We start from the raw sequence: 17363 nt of genomic DNA, 5'->3' as shown, positions 1-17363 counted from the left end.
TCTTCCATGTGTTAAAATTGCTTGTGTTTAAAAGGCTTTTACGGCTTGCCAAAAGAGCTTCTTCTTATTTGTATCTGTTAACATTTCCTCAAAAGAATAGGTGTAAAGTAATTCGATGGATTGTTGAGAAGACGCTATATTAAGAGATAAGCCATCTATGCCTACTTTAGCGGGTGATGGTCCGGCGAATATAATCCGTTGAGGATCAAAATAACTACATAGGTCTTCAAAATTTACGCCCGCTTCTATTTGAGCAAGATTCAGAACCGCCACATCATCCAGTGCAAGACCTAAAGCGTGTAATGTTTTGGTAAAGGCATCCAAGGCCGCCGGTGAGAAATGCCCTTCGGTCATATTTTCTACCAAATAGAGAATACGGCTTTTATTGGCTCCAAGAACGTTGAAAGTTGGGCGATCAATATTTGGTGATTGCTCGGTTGCTGCAGGAAAGTCAGCTTCGAAATCGAAGAGCAAATCATCCAGTAGGTAACGTAAAGCGAAAGGATTGGTAGTATTCAACTGCGTCATAGTACGATTGTGGTAAACCCAAACGAAAATAGAAGAATCTACACCGAGATGCAAACTTAGCGAGCGAATTCTAGTTATGAAACGGGTTTTTTACCTTTCTTTAAGAATTCCAGTAGATTACTGTTCGTGTTTTTTTTATGAAACCACTCGGATCGCTCAAATAGCCAAATAAGATGCAACGCGAAAAAAGTGCCAATCAGCGATCCTGCTAACAGGTCTTTGAAAAAGTGCTGAGATAGATATACACGTGATAGGGCTACCAAGAGAGCAATCAAAAAGAACCAGGGTTGGCGTCTTTGGCTGACAAAGATGTAAGATAAAGTGATGGTAAGTGAAAATATACAGGTGGTATGGCCGGAAGGGAAACTAAGTGAGTTTTGTAAGACATAATCTTTAATGGTATAAATCGCTTCTCCGTGCTCAAAAAAAACAGCTGGTCGTGGGTGCTTAACAATCATCTTTATTACCTGCGTAAAGAAACCGGTATAGAGCATAGTAGATACCAATAAAAATGAGTGACGCCAATTAATGAAAAGGAAAATAAAAGCTATAGCCACTGTAACGGGCCAGTCACCCAAATGCGTAATGAGCATAAAAATCTGATCGGCCATGGGGTCATGTAGACGATTGACCCATAAGAATAGCTCGGCTTGCGAATAAATAAGCGAGCACGTGATACCAATTAGCTGAAAGCAAACTAGTAATAAAATAAATACGGGGAATTGCTTTAAAAATGTTAGATAACTGTATTCGTAAGAGGCCGATGTATTCATTTTTTTATGCTTAACATTTCAAACATAATGAAAATGTTTATGTTTTTGCAAGCAGCAACTTGTTACTTAGGCAGCCATTTTTAACGTACAATAGCTTGTAATATTAAAGGAACGATTATTTTAATCAACTTTTCTTGATAAAAGTTGAGCAAAATCAAGGCTCGTGTAGGCTACCTTGCACCTGATGGCAAAGCATCAACGGCGCGTATTGGAGCCGTTTCACTTCCTCAATCCGCTTGGATAGTGCAACATGAACAGAGGTGCAAATGCTTTGCTGCTCGTTGCATCGGTATCCTCCAAGGCCGTTTTATCCCCCACCCGAGGCCTTGTCGGCTGCCCGCAAAAGCCCTCCGTTCTATTAAAATATCACCTAGGAAATTTGCGGTTTGCACGTTGAGGCACTACCTTTTATAGCAAAGTTCCAAGTGATGAGTTTTTGGTTACTTTTTGCGGAAAAAAGTGACAAAAATAATCGTTCTTTTATACGATCAAATTAGAGCATTACGCACTGCGAATTGTTGTCATCTGAAATAAAGGGTCAGCAATGAACCATTTTCTTGTTAAATTTCGTTAAATATGGAATAGAGTGTAATGGATTTGTGTAACTTAGCAAGCTATTAAAACTGCTTAGTATAAAAAATAGAATTTAACAAATGAAGAAGTTTGCTGGTTTGTTGACACTTATCTTCCTCGCGTGTGCGGGAGCACTGAGAGCTCAAGATGTACAGGTAATAGATAAAGTGGCGGCCGTTGTTGGTGGAAATATTATTCTCCAATCGGATATAGAGATGCAGTACGCGCAATATCTTTCCGAGGGTAACCGTGCTGATCCAGGGGTCAAATGTATGATTTTAGAGCAGCTGTTAACAAACAAGCTTTTAACACAGCAGGCAGCAATTGACTCGATCGAGGTAACCGAAGATGAGGTGGATGATAATATCAATAACCGTTTACGATATATGACACGTCAAGCCGGTGGTCAGGAGCAATTGGAAAAATTCTTGAACCGATCGTTGCTTCAATACAAGGAAGAAATGAGGCCCGCTGTCAAGGAGCAATTGATTGCACAGAAAATGCAGGCGAAAATTACAGAGAAAACCGGGATTACCCCATTGGAGGTGAAAAGGTATTTCGAGAAAATTCCTAAAGACAGTTTGCCTAATTACAATACGGAAGTTGAGGTCGGAGAGATCGTCGTATTTCCAAAATTGACGAAAGAAGAAAAACAGCCCTTTTATGATCGTGCAGAATCTCTTCGGATGGGGATTAAAGCCGGAGACGACTTTGGAACAATGGCAAGGTTATATTCTCAGGATCCGGGGTCAGCTTCTTCAGGCGGTGATCTAGGTTTTTTTGATAGAAGTAGTATGGTAAAAGAATTTACCTCGGTTGCTTTTAGACTAAAACCAGGTGAGATCTCCAATGTATTTGAATCGGAATATGGCTTTCACTTTTTACAAGTACTTGAACGTAGAGGCGAACAGGTTAGGGCACGGCACATATTGATTGGCGTAAAACCAAACGAGCAAAGCATGGAGCGGGCTAAAAAGCAGATTGATAGCATTTACACACAAGTTAAAGACAATAAAATACCATTCTCTACGGCCGCAGCCCTATATTCCGGCGATGAGATGACTAAATACAATGGTGGGATGATGCTTAATGCGATGAATCAGCAAACGCGTACTACATACATCCCTGTAGACCAGCTGGATGCAGCAGATTTCTCCGCTATTGACACCTTGAAAGCCGGCGAATACTCGAAGCCCTTTGCTTTTTCCGACCCGCAGACTAAAAAAGAGGGCTACAGATTCTTGTACCTTAAGTCGCGCACCGAACCGCATAGAGCTTCTTTAGAAAAGGATTATGCGAAAATTAAAGAGTTGGCGGAAGCGGATAAACTGAATCGTGTAGTCAGTGAGTGGTTCGAAGAACGTAGAAAGACTACCTATATAAGAATTGATGATGAATTCAATACCTGCGCAGAATTGAAAGATTGGGTTCGAGAGAGTGAAATAAATAACGCGCAAGCACAAGTCAAAGAATAAAATTGATTAAAAAAGTAACGGGGCGCATATCTATATGCGCCCCGTTATTTTTATACCCATTTTGTGTAGACTATTTCTCAAAATACATATCAACGCTCACTTTCCACATGGAATCTTCCTGTAGTTCCCAAATGCGAATATAATAGCATTTTGTGACTTTATTTCCCTGGCGGATAATGGCATCGCCCTGACTATATGCTAACTCACCACTATAAGTACGGTCTACTTTGTGTTCTGTACTTTCGATATTGATGTCCGCTTTCTTTAAAAAGGCACGAATGTCGTCTATGCCGATAACCGGAGTATACCCAGGGATATAAATCCGGGCATAATCTGTTAAGAACTCCTTGAAAGCGGTTTGGTTATCAGCTTTCAAAATAGTTGAAAAAAGCTGATCAGTACTTAATATGATATCTTCCCGTTGTTTTAGTCGAGCCTTCGATCTAGACTTTCGATACTTATTGTCTACCGGGCTCTCTAGAATGGCAGGTACATGCTCTGTTGGTGCGCCATGTTCGCTGATTGCACGATAAGCAATTTTCCACTCACCCTTGCGATCCAATTTCCATAGACAGAAATATTCGCCATATTTCTTCTTGTATCCTACGTTTTGCCATGAAATAGGGCCCGTTGTAAAACCCCATTCATTACTTTTTGATACTTTGGCGTAAACCGGCTTCCATGTCATCACATCCGGTACACGAGCTTTGCTTTTAAAATAAATTTCGGCTTGGGTCGGTGCGGGGGTGAAGAACACCGTACTTTCATCGCTATAGTTCTTATAAGCTGCTAAAACACCTCTATTGGTGGCTAAAACGCCCATGTTATACTCGGCGGATACTAGTTGATTTATTTGATCGGAGGATTCTTGCTGAGCCCACACTGTGTTGCCTAAAAAGGCGATCATACTTAGGGCAACTAAAATAAATCTAAACATTCTTTTTATAAATATTTTTAAGGCTTCTCCCCTGCCAAATTAATGCCAAATTTTTTTTTGTGGATTTACGACTTGCTCCAAACGGTACCTTCCTTACTGTCTTTCAGTTGGAATCCCATTTCCTGTAAACTATTGCGAATCAAATCAGATGTCGCGTAATCTTTGGAAGCTTTGGCTTCTTGTCTTAGTTTAATAATGAAGTCCATTAATTTTTCCAAATCCCCATTATTCTCCGTTTGATCATCTTTTAATCCAAGGATATTGAATACGAAATCGTTTACCAGTGTATTCAATTGCGCTAAGCCCTTTGCATCAATCTTGGTTTTATTGTCGTACACACTGTTGATAATACGTACAACTTCAAACAGCTCGGCAATCAGCACCGGACTATTGAAGTCATCATTCATGGCAGCTATAAAACGTTGCTTTATTTCTTCAAAGTCAACTTCCGAAGACGCTGAAGCCTTTAATTTGGGTAGTAAAGCAATGGCGTTCATTAACCGACGGTAGCCTTTGTCAGATGCTTCCAGGGCCTCATTCGAAAAGTCTAGCGTGCTTCTATAATGGGCTTGCAGCATAAAGAAACGAACCGACATAGGCGAATATCCACGGGTTAATAAGGGATGATCTCCGGTGAACAATTCCCTTGGAAGAAATCCGTTTCCCGCAGATTTCGACATACGTGCGCCATTAACGGTTAACATGTTTGTATGCATCCAATATTTAGCAGGGTTGGTATGATTGCAAGCTTGCGATTGGGCAATTTCGTTCGTATGGTGAGTTGCTGCCAAGTCCATTCCCCCTCCATGAATATCGAACTGATGGCCTAAATATTTGTTGCTCATCGCTGAACATTCGATATGCCATCCCGGAAAGCCTACGCCCCATGGCGATGGCCACCGCATAATGTGCTCTGGTTTAGCTTTAATCCATAAAGCGAAGTCGAGTCTTCCCTTTTTTTCGTCCTGGCCGCCCAGTTCACGGGTATTATTTAGCATGTCTTCAAGCTGCCGATTGGTAAGAATTGTATAATCGTTATTTTTGCTGTACTTTTCGACATCAAAGTATACCGTGCCGTTTACTTCATAGGCATAACCGTTTGCGATGATTTGCTTTACCATCTCGATTTGCTCAGAAATGTGACCGGTAGCTGTAGGTTCAATGCTTGGAGGAAGCGTATTGAATAATCGTAGAACATCATGGAAGCCGATCGTATACTTCTGCACAATTTCCATTGGTTCCAATTGTTCCAGCTTCGCTTTTTTTGCAAATTTATCATCCCCCTCATCACGGTCTCCTTCTAAATGTCCGGCGTCAGTTATGTTTCTAACATAACGAACTTTATAGCCCGAATACAACAGATAACGATAAATCAGGTCAAAGGATACGAATGTACGGCAGTTGCCTAAATGCACGTCACTATAAACGGTAGGGCCACACACATATAAGCCTACCATGGGCGGGTTTATGGGTTCAAAAATTTCTTTCTTTCGGCTAAGCGTATTATAAATGACTAAATTGCTGCTCATTCGTTTTATTTTTAAGGAATATGTTTTATGGGTACAAGGTACACCGCTAAGTAGATTTTGCGAATTTAGTAATTTCCTTTCATTCCATGCTATTTTTAGAATCCTGTTGGCGAGAAAGGACAATAAGAAGACGTTGCCTCAAACTCGCTATAAGGCAAGATCACTCCAAACAGCATAATGATCGGATAACTTTTTCTTCAAAATCTGATAATGCTTAACCTCAAAGGTCTTAGATGAAAGTATATAATCTATTTGAAAGTTTGGAAATTCACCGTTGTAAGTAATCCCCCAACCCGCACCCTTCTTCTCGAAACTATTGTTCAAATCGCTAGATACGGTGTGCACGGCAAAAGATAGAGGGGTGTCATTGAAATCGCCGGTTATAATTACCGGTTTACGACAGCGATTAATCTCTTCCTTAATTCGCTTCGCTTGCTCACTCCGTTCAAAAAAAGCATGTTTTAAGCGAGAGCCAATACGTTTAGTAGATGCAACATTATCATTTTCAAAACTCCGACTTTTTACGTCTTTTACAAAAGCGTAATCCTGTGGTTGAAAACCGATAGATTGCAGGTGGATATTGTAAACGCGGAAAGCACGACCATTTTTTACGATATCGGCATATATAGCTCTATTTAATGTTCGTTTACCTTGATAATTAGGAATTGATCCGGCATTTTTTATCGGATAACGCGATAAAATAATGAGGCCGTAAGCTTCGTACTCATTTTCAACTACAGGATGGAAATAGCTGTAAGAAAGTCCTAAAGCAGGAGCCATGTTTTGCCGGCTGTTGTATTTTCCTTTTTTCCTTGTATAGAACTCCTGCATACATACAATATCCGGTGACACACTTTGGATAAGTTCGGTTACGGCTGTTTTCGTTTTTGGTTGCACGTCCTGATCTTCTTTCCGAAATAAATGTACATTATATGTTAATACTCTTATACTACTGCTGTCGGGCCGCTTAATCGATGCCTCGTCTGGTTTACTGCGAAAACCTATATGCTTTTTTAGTGGAACGTAGCCACAGAGAATACAAAGCAGTGATAAAATAAGGTATTTGGATTTTTTAAATGCCCAAAGAATGATGAATACCAAATTAGCTAATAAGAAAATAGGGTATCCTAAACCAAAAAAAGCGAGCGGCCAAAAACTTTGCGGGTCGATGTAAGGAGCTAGGTAACTTAGACATAACAACAAAACGCACAAAGCATTAATACCAAGCAGCACGAATTTTCCCAGGCTTCTTTTTCTTTTCCCTTTCCTTATTTTTGCGCCCATGGAATAAATTTAATCTTGATCTTGCTTCCCCGCATTAAATAAGGCTTCCTTTTCCGCTTTACTTAAGCTATTATATCCGGATCGGGATATCTTATCCAGAATGCTATCAATATATTCTTGATTGGTGAAGGTTTCCTTGCTCTTTCGAGGGGCATCATTTTTTATAATCCGAAGCTTCTTCTTTTTAGCCTGGATTAGCCTGCTCCAGTCATTGCCTTTACGAAGCTGTAAGATATAAACGAATCCCAAAAGCCCTCCACCTAAATGAGCGAGGTTTCCTCCTAAGTTTCCACCTCCAAGGCCTAATAAATTTAAGACGATAAAAGCTACTGCCAAATATTTTAAACGAACGTTTCCGAAAAACAACAGACGAATGGTATAATCAGGCACCAAGGTTGCGGTAGCAACGACGACCGCATATACAGCTCCGGAAGATCCTATTAGCACAGCAAAGCCGGCACCTAAAGAAGGAAACAGATTATAAAGGATTAAGAATAAAATGCCACCAACTAAACCACCCGCGAGATAGGTAAAAGTAAATTGTCTAGTATTTAGAAAATCAAGAAAGATAAGACCAATCCAATAAAGCCAAAGCATATTAAATAAGAAGTGAAAAAAATCCACTTGCGTAAACATATACGTGGCGATAGACCATGGCCGGTACAATAACCTGTTCAAATTGGCAGGCAAGGAGAGCTGTTCAACCAAAAAAGAACTTACGGGCGTTTTTGCGAAGAAATCTATTACCGAAAAAAGTCCCATCACAATGAAAACAATCGTGTTGATGGCTATAAAGAAGTTAAGCGTATTTCCCGATCGAAATGCCTTATAGTAAAGTTCGCCAAAAAATGATCTCTTCATAATTTTCTATCTCGTTGATCTTTATATTAAAGCTAACCCCATAATCCCGGACGTTTGATTCCCCAGATCTTAATGAGAATAAAGCCGAACAAGGCTCCTCCTAAATGTGCAAAATGGGCCACAGAATCGCCTGAGAATTTTGATACACCCAAAAATAATTCCAATACAATATAAATCGGAATAAATATTTTCGCTTTTATTGGGATAGGAATAAACATCAGGTATAATTCGGTATTTGGAAACAAATAGCCGAATGCAACCAATAAGCCGAATATAGCACCGGAAGCGCCTACCATAGGGGTAAAGTACACGGAAGCGAGGGTATCAAAGTTAGCTTTTGAAATACCGTCTATTTTACTTGCGACCATCCCCGTTTCAAAATTAAAATCCAACACGCTTTTAGCAGAAGGCGATCCGGTAATATTGAAGACCTCAAAAGCTTGTACGCCAAATTGAAGTGCAAGTGCCCCGAGTCCGGTAATAAGGTAAAAGTAAACAAATCGTTTAGAGCCCATGATCCGTTCCAATATGGGGCCGAACATGTATAAGGCGAACATGTTAAAAAAGATGTGCGCTAAACCTCCGGCATTGATATTCCCATGCATGAACATATAGGTGATTGGCTGCCACCAATGAAACATGGGCGAATCAAAATAATAGACGGGAAAGATTGTATATGCATATTTAAATACAAAATTTGCGCCAATGAAACAGATGATGTTTGCGATCAGTAAGTTCTTTACCACTGGCGGAATCCCACCAAATTGAGCGGATGAGTTATTAAACATGTTCTCGTTTATTTTTCAAATTTTTCTAACAGTTCCTTGAGGGTAAAGGTAATAATTATGGGTTTACCACTCAAAGAAACATTAGGTGTTGAACAGGCAAAGAGCTTATCGATAATGTCATTCATTTCATCAATGTTTAGGGCTGTACCGCTTTTAATAGCCGCATTGCGGGCCAGGCTCCTTGCCAGGTTCTCCCTTTTGGTTAACTTTAAAGTTGATTGATTATTTTTATAGGCTTCCAGTAATTGCTCAAGTACTTGTGATTCACTGAGTCCACTGCCTAAATCAGCCGGGATTCCTTCTACAATAAAGGTGTTCCGTCCAAAAGCCCTAATTTGAAATCCCAATGCATGGATATCAGGTAGTAAGTCGGTGATAAGTTCAAAATCCGCTACGCTCAAATCAACTGTTTGCGGAAAGAGGCTCTGCTGACTGGCCCCTTGGTGTGTCTCCAGTTGTTGTAAGAACCTTTCAAATAAAATTCGCTCATGAGCCGCTTGTTGGTCGATAAGGATAAAACCGGATCGGATCTGCGACAAAATAAAGCGGTTATGAATTTGAAAGATGAGCTTACCGGCTGGTTTCTCTTGGGTTTTTTCTATTGCCGATTCCTGCTGTTTATCTTCCGAATCAATACTTAACTGATGATGGTGGGCTTTCTGCGTAATCTCATAGAGTGTTTCCCAATTCTGCGGAATGCCACTCTTTTTCTCAAAAGAGCGAGAGTAATTGTCTTGTCGTTCCTTTTGCTGAGAGCCTGTGTCAAAGGGATTGAATTGCGGATTAAAACTAATGGTCGGCGGGACAATATCTTCCGTTTTCTTGTGCGAAATCATATGGCTGAAACCCGTTTCCTGGTTGAAATCCAAAGTTGGCGTAATGTTGTACTTCCCTAGGGATCGCTTAACGGCCGAACGGATAATGGCGTATATCGATCGTTCATCCTGATACTTGATTTCTGTTTTTGTGGGATGGACGTTAACATCAATTTGCGCCGGATCAATCTCGATGAACAATACATATAGCGGATAGCTTTCGGAAGGAAGGATCTCTTCGTAAGCATTGAGTACCGCATGATTCAGGTAAGGATCTTTTATAAAACGGTTATTGACAAAAAAATACTGTTCGCCCCGGGTTTTTTTCGCATATTCCGGCTTTCCGATAAAACCATTTAGATTAATGATCGTTGTGGACTCTTCAACAGGTACTAAACGCTGGTTGTAATTACTTCCGAAGATGTGTATGATGCGCTGTTTTAGACCTTCTGAAGGAAGGTGAAAGACCTCGTTTCCATCGCTGTGCAGGGTAAAGAAGATCTTAGGGTGAGCTAAGGCAATCCGTTGAAATTCTTCAATGATATGGCGCATTTCAACCGGATTACTTTTCAGGAAATTACGTCGTGCAGGCGTGTTGAAAAATAAATTTTTAACGCAAATACTTGTGCCGGCAGGCGTTGCTGTTGGTTCTTGATTTATTATTTCGGATCCCTCTATCATAATGCAGGTCCCCAGCTCGTCTTCATGTCGTCTTGTTTTAAGCTCAACGTGAGCGATGGCGGCGATAGAAGCCATGGCTTCACCCCGAAATCCCATGGTTCTGATAGCGAAGAGATCTTCAGCCTTTCTTAATTTTGAGGTCGCATGGCGCTCGAAACAAAGGCGTGCATCTGTAACACTCATGCCGCAACCGTTATCGATTACCTGGATAAGGGATTTACCTGCGTCTTTTACGATTAATTGAATTTTATCTGCACCTGCATCAATAGCATTTTCTATCAGCTCCTTTACTGCCGATGCCGGACGTTGTACTACCTCCCCTGCCGCAATCTGATTGGCTACTGCATCTGGTAGTAATTGAATGATATCTGACATACCCTGCGAATTTACAAATTAGATATGAGACTACCTTGTTAGCTCCGCAAGCTTTCTGTCAAACAAACTGATTTCTTCTTCGCTGGTGTCAAACGAACACATTAGCCGAACTTCATGCATATGCTCGTCCCAAAGGTAGAAAAAAAGCGTCTCTTGTAGAGGCTTGATCCAATTAGGGGGTATTTTGGCGAAAATGGCATTGACTTCCACCGGTTTGGTGATGATGATCTGGGGATATTTCCTTAAGACGGTAGCTAACTGTTGCGTTCGTTCCAAAACAATGTTGGCATACTTTCTATAGGTGTCGTGATTTAATAGGGCTAAAAACTGGGCAGAGATGAAGCGACTTTTAGACGCTAATTGCATACTGCGTTTATGAAAAAAAGGACTGTCGTGAATATGTTCATTAAAAACAAGCACGGCCTCGCCATAAAGCATGCCCGACTTTGTTCCGCCCAATGATAAAGCATCAACTCCACTAGCCTGTACAACATCTTGTAGCGTACAATTCAAAGCTGTGATGGCCGTAAATAGACGGGAGCCATCCATATGGATTAAAAGATCGTTTTCATTTGCTACGCGATGAATTCCTCTCAATTCGTCTAAGGTATAAAGCGTTCCGTATTCAGTAGGTTGTGTGATACTCAGTACTTTAATTTGCGGGTGATGTAAATCGCCACGACGCTTCACAGCCCGTTGTATGGTAGCGGGTGTTAACTTGCCTGTTTCATCGATAGGTAGCGGTATAAGCCGGCAACCGGTCAGGCCTTCGGGCGCCGTTGATTCATCGACATATATATGCGCGGTTTCTGCACAAAGAATCGCATCGTATGGTTTGGTCAATAGGCTTAAGGCCAATAGATTGGCTCCTGTTCCATTAAATACCAAGTGCAATTTGAACTGATAATTAATGAGTAGTCGTAATTCGTCTTTTAACCTTTCTGTCGTTTTGTCATTTCCATATGCGACAGCATGATCTTGATTTTCATGCAGGAGCGCCTGCATTACTTCCGTAATAGCTCCTGCATAATTGTCGCTTGCCAGTGATTTCATTTTCGAAATGCGTTTTTCAGGCCAAAGGTAATTAAATGTGTCGTAACACAAAGACCGCCGAGTGAACACTACTCGGCGGTCTTTGAAATTAACAATTAAAAAATCTTGTTCTTTAAGTTGGCTTAACTGAATGACACATCACTGCGTGAATCAAAAATACTATGAGGTGTATAAAAGCGACTTAAAGCATTAACCTTTAACACTAGTAAATTTACGAAAATTAAACCGTTCATGTAAATTAGTTTTCAACAGAAAAGCAGGTTTTCAACATATTTCTGTGGAAAAGTTTGATATCCTGAGACTTATTGCTGTTGGAGAAATCGGGAACGCGTTTGCGACCGCTTGTATCATAAAAAAAAGCGGTACTGTAGTAGCAGTACCGCTTTTTGCGTTAGCAGATGAAACGCTATTTATCGATAGAGCCCAACACACGTTTCATAAAAGTGTTCAGGGCCTCTTTTTTGTCCATGCCTTGCTCTTGAACTAGTTTATTCACTTCAATAGCACCATACATGTTGGATATTAGCTCACCGATAACGTCTAACTCTTCATCTTTCAATGAGGAGACTTCGGTAAGAGATTCAAGCGTTTCAATTGCTTCAATCACAAAATCCTCATCATTTTCCTCAATGAATTGAGTTAAATGCTTAATTACTGGTAACTTCATTTACTAATTGCGTTAAGGCATCCAGTTTATTTGTCTGCACTTGATTGAGCAGTTTGCCGCCTTTAAAAGCCGCGAATGTAGGTAAATTAGTCACATTAGCGAGCTTTCTTGATTCCGGCAACTTCTCGGCATCAACAATAACAAACGGTATATTTTCGTTTTCTGAAGCCAATTTTTTAAACTTTGGTTTCATAATTTTGCAGTTACCGCACCAAGTTGCAGCGTATTGAACCAATACGACATCATTTTGGTTAACGATATCTACCAAATTATCTTGTTCTAATTCTTGTAACATAATAAATTAATTTGCGGATAAGTAGCTAGCCACACCCTCACGATTAGCATTCATCGCTTGCTTTCCTTCTTCCCAGTTGGCAGGGCATACTTCTCCAAATTGTTGAACATGAGAATAAGCATCAATCAAACGTAAGTATTCTTTTACATTACGGCCAACAGGCATATCATTTACACTCTCGTGGAATACTTTACCATCCTCGTCTACCAGGTATGTGGCTCTGAACGTAACGTTCGATCCTTCAATAATCAACGAATCCAATTCTTCGTCATAAGCGGCTTTTTGAATATCTAAAATACCTAACACGTTGGCTAAATTACGTGTAGTGTCTGCTAAGATTGGGTAAGTTACTCCTTCGATACCGCCATTATCTTTTGCGGTGTTTAACCATGCGAAGTGTACTTCGTTGGTGTCGCAAGATGCGCCAATTACAATAGTATTTCTTTTTTCAAATTCAGGTAAAGCTTCCTGAAATGCATGCAATTCGGTAGGGCAAACGAAGGTGAAATCTTTTGGATACCAGAATAACAATACCTTCTTTCCTTTTTTAGTAGCCTCTTCTAATACGTTAATTCTTAAATCATCGCCCATGTGATCCATGGCGTCAACAGTAATGTTCGGGAATTTTTTACCTACTAAGCTCATATTAAATTTTTTTTCGTTTTTGATGCCACAAAGATAAGGCTTTCTGCTAGGTTAAAGTATCTTATTTTCTTATGGGGTTATAAATAAAAACTATACTTAGAGCGCGATGGTATTGTAAAATAAAATAGTCAAATCTTTTAAACGTTAATCAAAAAGCAATGTCAGAACCTCCGCCAAGAGCAGGCATGTCAAAGTGCAATCGTATTACTGCTAATTGTCTTGTAAATTGCATATAAGCGGAAATTTATCTAAGTTTGCGTTCCAAAATGGCCCTGTAGTTCAACGGATAGAATAGAAGTTTCCTAAACTTTAGATATGGGTTCGATTCCCGTCGGGGCTACGAAAAAAGCGGATTATTGCAAAATAAGCCGCTTTTTTGTTTGAAGCTGATGCCCGCTCATCAATAAATGCATGTTAATGAGCTTTTGAACAAAGCATATTGAACTTTTAAACAAAATCTACCGTCTACTAAGAACGTACTTTTGTATCGTATTAAATATATAAGACAATGGAAAAGGTATGGTTTATAACAGGAAGTTCCAGGGGATTGGGACGTAGCCTGACGGAAGCAGTGCTGGCTAGCGGCGATAAAGTAGTCGCAACGGCCCGTAATATTAATCAACTAAATGATTTGTTAAAGCAATATGCCGATCAGGTACTGCCAATAGCTTTAGATGTGACCGATTATAAGCAGGTTTCACAGTCGATGGCTGAGGCGGTAAAACATTTTGGTCGTATTGATGTGCTGGTTAACAATGCCGGTTTCGGTATCATTGGTGCGGCGGAAGCCTATACCGATGAACAGGTACGGAGTCAGCTAGAAACGAATCTATATGCTCCGATAGAAATCACTCGAGCCGTGTTACCCTATATGCGCAATCAAGGAGGAGGCCGTATTCTGCAAATTAGTTCCATCGGCGGCCGAGTAGGTAATGCCGGTTTAACGATGTACCAAGCGGCTAAATTTGGCTTAAGTGGCTTCACAGAGGCATTGGCAAAAGAGGTAGCCCCATTGGGCATTTACGTTACCAGCGTAGAACCAGGCGGCTTCCGCACGGATTGGGCCGGTGCTTCTATGACCTATGCGCGGGAGATCGAAGATTACCTAATGGTGAAGCAGCGGACAGATTTTTTTAAAAGTGGAAAATTCATTGCCGTGGGCGACCCTGTAAAGGCTGCCAAAGCTATGGTGGAATTGGCTTCTCATCCAACGCCGCCTATACATTTGGTATTGGGCAGTGAGGCTGTCGGCATGCTGAAAATTGCAAATGAGACCAGGCAGGCCGAAATGGAAGAATGGATGGAGGTTAGTTTATCTACCGATCATGACACTTCTGAGAACTTTCTTGATACACCTCAAGGTCAGTGGTATACCGGTAATCTGCAAAGAAAACATTAATATTGTATATATATAGGCGGCTAGTTTCATCGCTACGGCTATGTTGACGACTATCCGCCTATTTTACAAATTGCCTATGTCCGAACCAAAAACAAATGGAAGATCGTCACCAATTGCGTATTCATGCTACTTCAATCGTAACCGTGAGGGCGAACAGTTTGCACCGGAACACGTATTCAGTTATCAATTATCGGGTACACTGCTAATAAATACAGGAGACAGTGAACATGTTTTCAATGAAGGCGATTTTCGATTTATCAAAAGGAATCAACTTTTGAAGTTTGTTAAACAACCGCCAGTCGGAGGCGTTTTTAAATCGATCTCAATTTACCTTGATCAGCCGATGTTAAGGGACTTTAGTATAGTATATGGGTATAAAGCCATAGAAGAGCCGTTCAGAGGAGAAGCAGTGATGCGGTTAAACGGAGGAGCGTTATGTAAAAGTTTCATGGATTCATTGATGCCTTACACCGGAAGCGATCAAGCGATCCCTCAACAGCTTCAAGTTTTGAAACAACATGAGGCGGTTATGATTTTACTACAATCCAAACCTGAATTGCAGAATATATTATTTGATTTCACGGAACCGGGTAAAATCGATTTGGAGGCCTTCATGAATAAAAACTTTCATTTTAACGTACAGCTTAAACGCTTCGCCTACCTTACTGGTCGCAGTTTGGCTACCTTTAAGCGTGACTTTGAGCATATTTTTCATACCTCTCCAAGTAAGTGGTTACAACAAAGACGATTGCAGGAGGCTCATTATCTAATTAAAGAGAAGGGGCGTGCTCCTTCTGACGTATACTTGGAGATCGGATTCGAAGATCTTTCGCATTTTTCCTTCGCCTTTAAAAAAATGTATGGTATGCCGCCTTCTAAGCTGGTGGGTTAGTGCGTAATAAATGGAATAGGCGCTATTCCATTAAATGCCGTAAATACAGGTGCGGATTATCTAGAAAGTTCTTTGTCAGCGTAAAGTGCTCCGTTTCCTGATAACTTGTCTCCCGTATCCCTTGTTCGTCCATTTGATAGATCGTTGCTCCTGGATAGCAAATGAGCATCGGAGAGTGCGTAGCAATTAAAAACTGAGCACGATTGCTTTGTTCTAAGCTATGTATGATAGACATAAATGCGAGTATCCGAGCTGGCGATAAGGCGGCTTCCGGTTCGTCAAGTATATAAATGCCTGAGTCGAACTGGTTGTTAAACAAAGCTAAAAAAGATTCTCCATGAGATTGTGCGTGAAGCGATTGGCCCCCATAAGCTTGCAGAATCCGGGAATCCTCCTCAGCAAGCTCATCAATGTAAGAGGCAAAATTGAAAAAGCTTTCAGCCCGCATGAAAAAGCCGTTGTTAATTCGGATAGGGGTCCAACTTAACTTAAGATGGCGGGATAGCGCGGATTCGTATCCCTCAAATTGGTGTCCTTGATTAAGATTATGGTTTCTGTTGCCTCCCCTTAAACTAAAGCCGCACTTTTCAGCGACGCCTTCTAATAATGTTGACTTACCTGAGCCATTTTCACCCACAAAGAAGGTAATATTCGTCTTTAGTTTAAGTGTAAATCCGCTGCTTAGACTGGCAATATTTCCCAGATAAGTCGCGTCTCCCAATGGAGAAAGTGTGATTTGCGATAAGAAAGGCATAACTTAATGTTAATTGACCCTAAATTAAAAATTCCAGCGAGAAATCGCAATCAAAGCAATTGTTGAGAATTCTCAGCTAAAGATGTTGCTTGCTAAACCTTAATGGGTGAGCTGTTTAAAACACAGCAAGTTGTATCTAATGTACTGGGAAAGCTAGACAAGTAATGAAATATGGCTAGTTGAAATTGTGGATTCGAAAACTAAACCAGCTGTTTTTTTTCTTTTTTTGGCCTTTTAGGGTGATAATATTTATAATTTTTTTCTGTAAAATGATTTACTGAAGTTTAAGGCTTTATTTCTTGGTAGTTTAACAAAAAACTATGTTTTTATGGAATATTTTTATAAAAATAGATGGAAAATCTTGTTGTTTTGTCTTTTTATGTGGGTTTATTTGTTTTATGTTGCTTATTTTTCATTTTATTGCTGGTCTTTTAATTTTTTTTGTTTGTATCTCGCTTTGATGTTGTTATTTTTGTCTGTCATATGGCTTAAAGGGATAAAGTCGTAAACCTTTTGTTAAGTCATTTTGCTTTATAGATTGAAGATGACCGAGTGGCAATCTAACCCACAGTGATGGTGTAAGGATGTCCCTTTTGACTATTACATTTAACTAAGATTTAACAATTCACTGTTGTTCGTATGGACAACTTTACATACTTTTGACCCCGATCATGAAATGGCTCGTTAGATTTTTTCTATCGCTGTGTTTGCTCTTCTTGAGCAGATACAATCACCTACACGCTTACGCGTATCAAGACCATATACGTTATTCGTTGGTAAAAATTTTTGAACGGGTAGCTTATGAGCAGATAGGTGAGGCGAATGAATTGGTTTTTAAGCCAGCGCCGCTCAACGAAGAAAAAGTCACCGAAAAAATACGGGCTACAGACAAGGAGGAAGAAGATGACTCGGTTTCTTCCCGAAAATATTTAGAAATCAGTAATTATTTTACTGATTTTTTTTATGCCTTAAATGCGAGGTATTTTTGGCGACAGATGAAGCAAAGTTTGGCTTCCTCAGAACATGCTCCGTATACCTC

General features: G+C 40.3%; 17 protein-coding genes and 1 tRNA gene. 5 read left to right on the top strand and 13 right to left on the bottom strand.

The window, feature by feature from the left end; all coding sequences use genetic code 11:
* Positions 1-27 precede the first annotated feature (27 nt).
* Entirely contained in the window at positions 28-528 is a 501-nt protein-coding gene (locus E0E36_RS01915) for a hypothetical protein (RefSeq protein WP_130854537.1), read from the bottom strand.
* 74 nt (positions 529-602) lie between these two features.
* On the bottom strand, positions 603-1301 hold the full coding sequence (locus E0E36_RS01910) for a phosphatase PAP2 family protein (protein ID WP_013664758.1): 699 nt from the start codon (positions 1299-1301) through the stop codon (positions 603-605).
* 653 nt (positions 1302-1954) lie between these two features.
* On the opposite strand from E0E36_RS01910, the gene E0E36_RS01905 reads away from it, so the two are divergent.
* Positions 1955-3349 carry a peptidylprolyl isomerase gene (locus E0E36_RS01905; protein WP_013664759.1) on the top strand — a complete coding sequence of 465 codons (1395 nt, stop codon included), beginning with the start codon at positions 1955-1957 and terminating at the stop codon, positions 3347-3349.
* A gap of 70 nt (positions 3350-3419) precedes the next feature.
* Here the strand turns inward: E0E36_RS01905 and E0E36_RS01900 are convergent, their stop codons facing one another.
* From E0E36_RS01900 to E0E36_RS01855, 10 genes are all read right to left on the bottom strand, one after another.
* Positions 3420-4286, bottom strand: coding sequence for a hypothetical protein (locus E0E36_RS01900; RefSeq protein ID WP_130854536.1), 867 nt, complete (start codon positions 4284-4286; stop codon positions 3420-3422).
* 65 nt (positions 4287-4351) lie between these two features.
* Positions 4352-5815, bottom strand: a complete 1464-nt coding sequence (gene cysS / locus E0E36_RS01895) for a cysteine--tRNA ligase (RefSeq protein ID WP_013664761.1) — start codon at positions 5813-5815, stop codon at positions 4352-4354.
* Positions 5816-5962: 147 nt separating this feature from the next.
* A complete protein-coding gene (locus tag E0E36_RS01890) occupies positions 5963-7099 on the bottom strand; it encodes an endonuclease/exonuclease/phosphatase family protein (RefSeq protein WP_130854535.1) in 1137 nt (378 codons plus the stop codon).
* A 9-nt stretch (positions 7100-7108) separates the two neighbouring features.
* Entirely contained in the window at positions 7109-7960 is an 852-nt protein-coding gene (locus E0E36_RS01885; RefSeq protein ID WP_013664763.1) for a rhomboid family intramembrane serine protease, read from the bottom strand.
* Between the two features lie 32 nt (positions 7961-7992).
* A complete protein-coding gene (locus E0E36_RS01880) occupies positions 7993-8748 on the bottom strand; it encodes a rhomboid family intramembrane serine protease (RefSeq protein ID WP_130854534.1) in 756 nt (251 codons plus the stop codon).
* An 8-nt stretch (positions 8749-8756) separates the two neighbouring features.
* Entirely contained in the window at positions 8757-10619 is a 1863-nt protein-coding gene (gene mutL, locus E0E36_RS01875) for a DNA mismatch repair endonuclease MutL (RefSeq protein ID WP_130854533.1), read from the bottom strand.
* A 30-nt stretch (positions 10620-10649) separates the two neighbouring features.
* Positions 10650-11672 (bottom strand): threonine aldolase family protein, encoded by a 1023-nt coding sequence (locus E0E36_RS01870; protein WP_013664766.1) that lies wholly within the window; start codon positions 11670-11672, stop codon positions 10650-10652.
* Positions 11673-12078: 406 nt separating this feature from the next.
* Positions 12079-12339, bottom strand: coding sequence for a DUF6952 family protein (locus E0E36_RS01865; RefSeq protein ID WP_013664768.1), 261 nt, complete (start codon positions 12337-12339; stop codon positions 12079-12081).
* Entirely contained in the window at positions 12320-12634 is a 315-nt protein-coding gene (locus tag E0E36_RS01860) for a thioredoxin family protein (protein WP_013664769.1), read from the bottom strand. The genes E0E36_RS01865 and E0E36_RS01860 overlap by 20 nt, the downstream gene beginning before the upstream one ends.
* Positions 12635-12640: 6 nt before the next feature.
* A complete protein-coding gene (locus E0E36_RS01855; RefSeq protein ID WP_013664770.1) occupies positions 12641-13279 on the bottom strand; it encodes a peroxiredoxin in 639 nt (212 codons plus the stop codon).
* A gap of 268 nt (positions 13280-13547) precedes the next feature.
* On the opposite strand from E0E36_RS01855, the gene E0E36_RS01850 reads away from it, so the two are divergent.
* The 3 genes from E0E36_RS01850 to E0E36_RS01840 all read left to right on the top strand — a co-directional run bounded on the left by E0E36_RS01850 (position 13548) and on the right by E0E36_RS01840 (position 15570).
* Positions 13548-13619 (top strand) — tRNA-Arg (locus E0E36_RS01850).
* A gap of 168 nt (positions 13620-13787) precedes the next feature.
* Positions 13788-14678 (top strand): oxidoreductase, encoded by an 891-nt coding sequence (locus E0E36_RS01845; RefSeq protein ID WP_130854532.1) that lies wholly within the window; start codon positions 13788-13790, stop codon positions 14676-14678.
* Positions 14679-14754: 76 nt separating this feature from the next.
* A complete protein-coding gene (locus E0E36_RS01840) occupies positions 14755-15570 on the top strand; it encodes a helix-turn-helix domain-containing protein (RefSeq protein ID WP_165446899.1) in 816 nt (271 codons plus the stop codon).
* A gap of 22 nt (positions 15571-15592) precedes the next feature.
* On the opposite strand, the gene E0E36_RS01835 is transcribed toward E0E36_RS01840, so the two are convergent.
* Positions 15593-16324 carry an AAA family ATPase gene (locus E0E36_RS01835; protein WP_130854530.1) on the bottom strand — a complete coding sequence of 244 codons (732 nt, stop codon included), beginning with the start codon at positions 16322-16324 and terminating at the stop codon, positions 15593-15595.
* Between the two features lie 671 nt (positions 16325-16995).
* Between E0E36_RS01835 and E0E36_RS01830 the strand changes: the two genes are divergently transcribed.
* The coding region (locus E0E36_RS01830) for a hypothetical protein (RefSeq protein WP_207303707.1) at positions 16996-17363 on the top strand (368 nt) is incomplete at its 3' end.

Origin of the sequence: Olivibacter jilunii (assembly GCF_900607235.1) — a bacterium.
Lineage (GTDB): Bacteria > Bacteroidota > Bacteroidia > Sphingobacteriales > Sphingobacteriaceae > Olivibacter > Olivibacter oleidegradans.
Note: the sequence above shows the minus strand (reverse complement) of the source record. Positions and strands in the feature narration are given on the sequence as shown.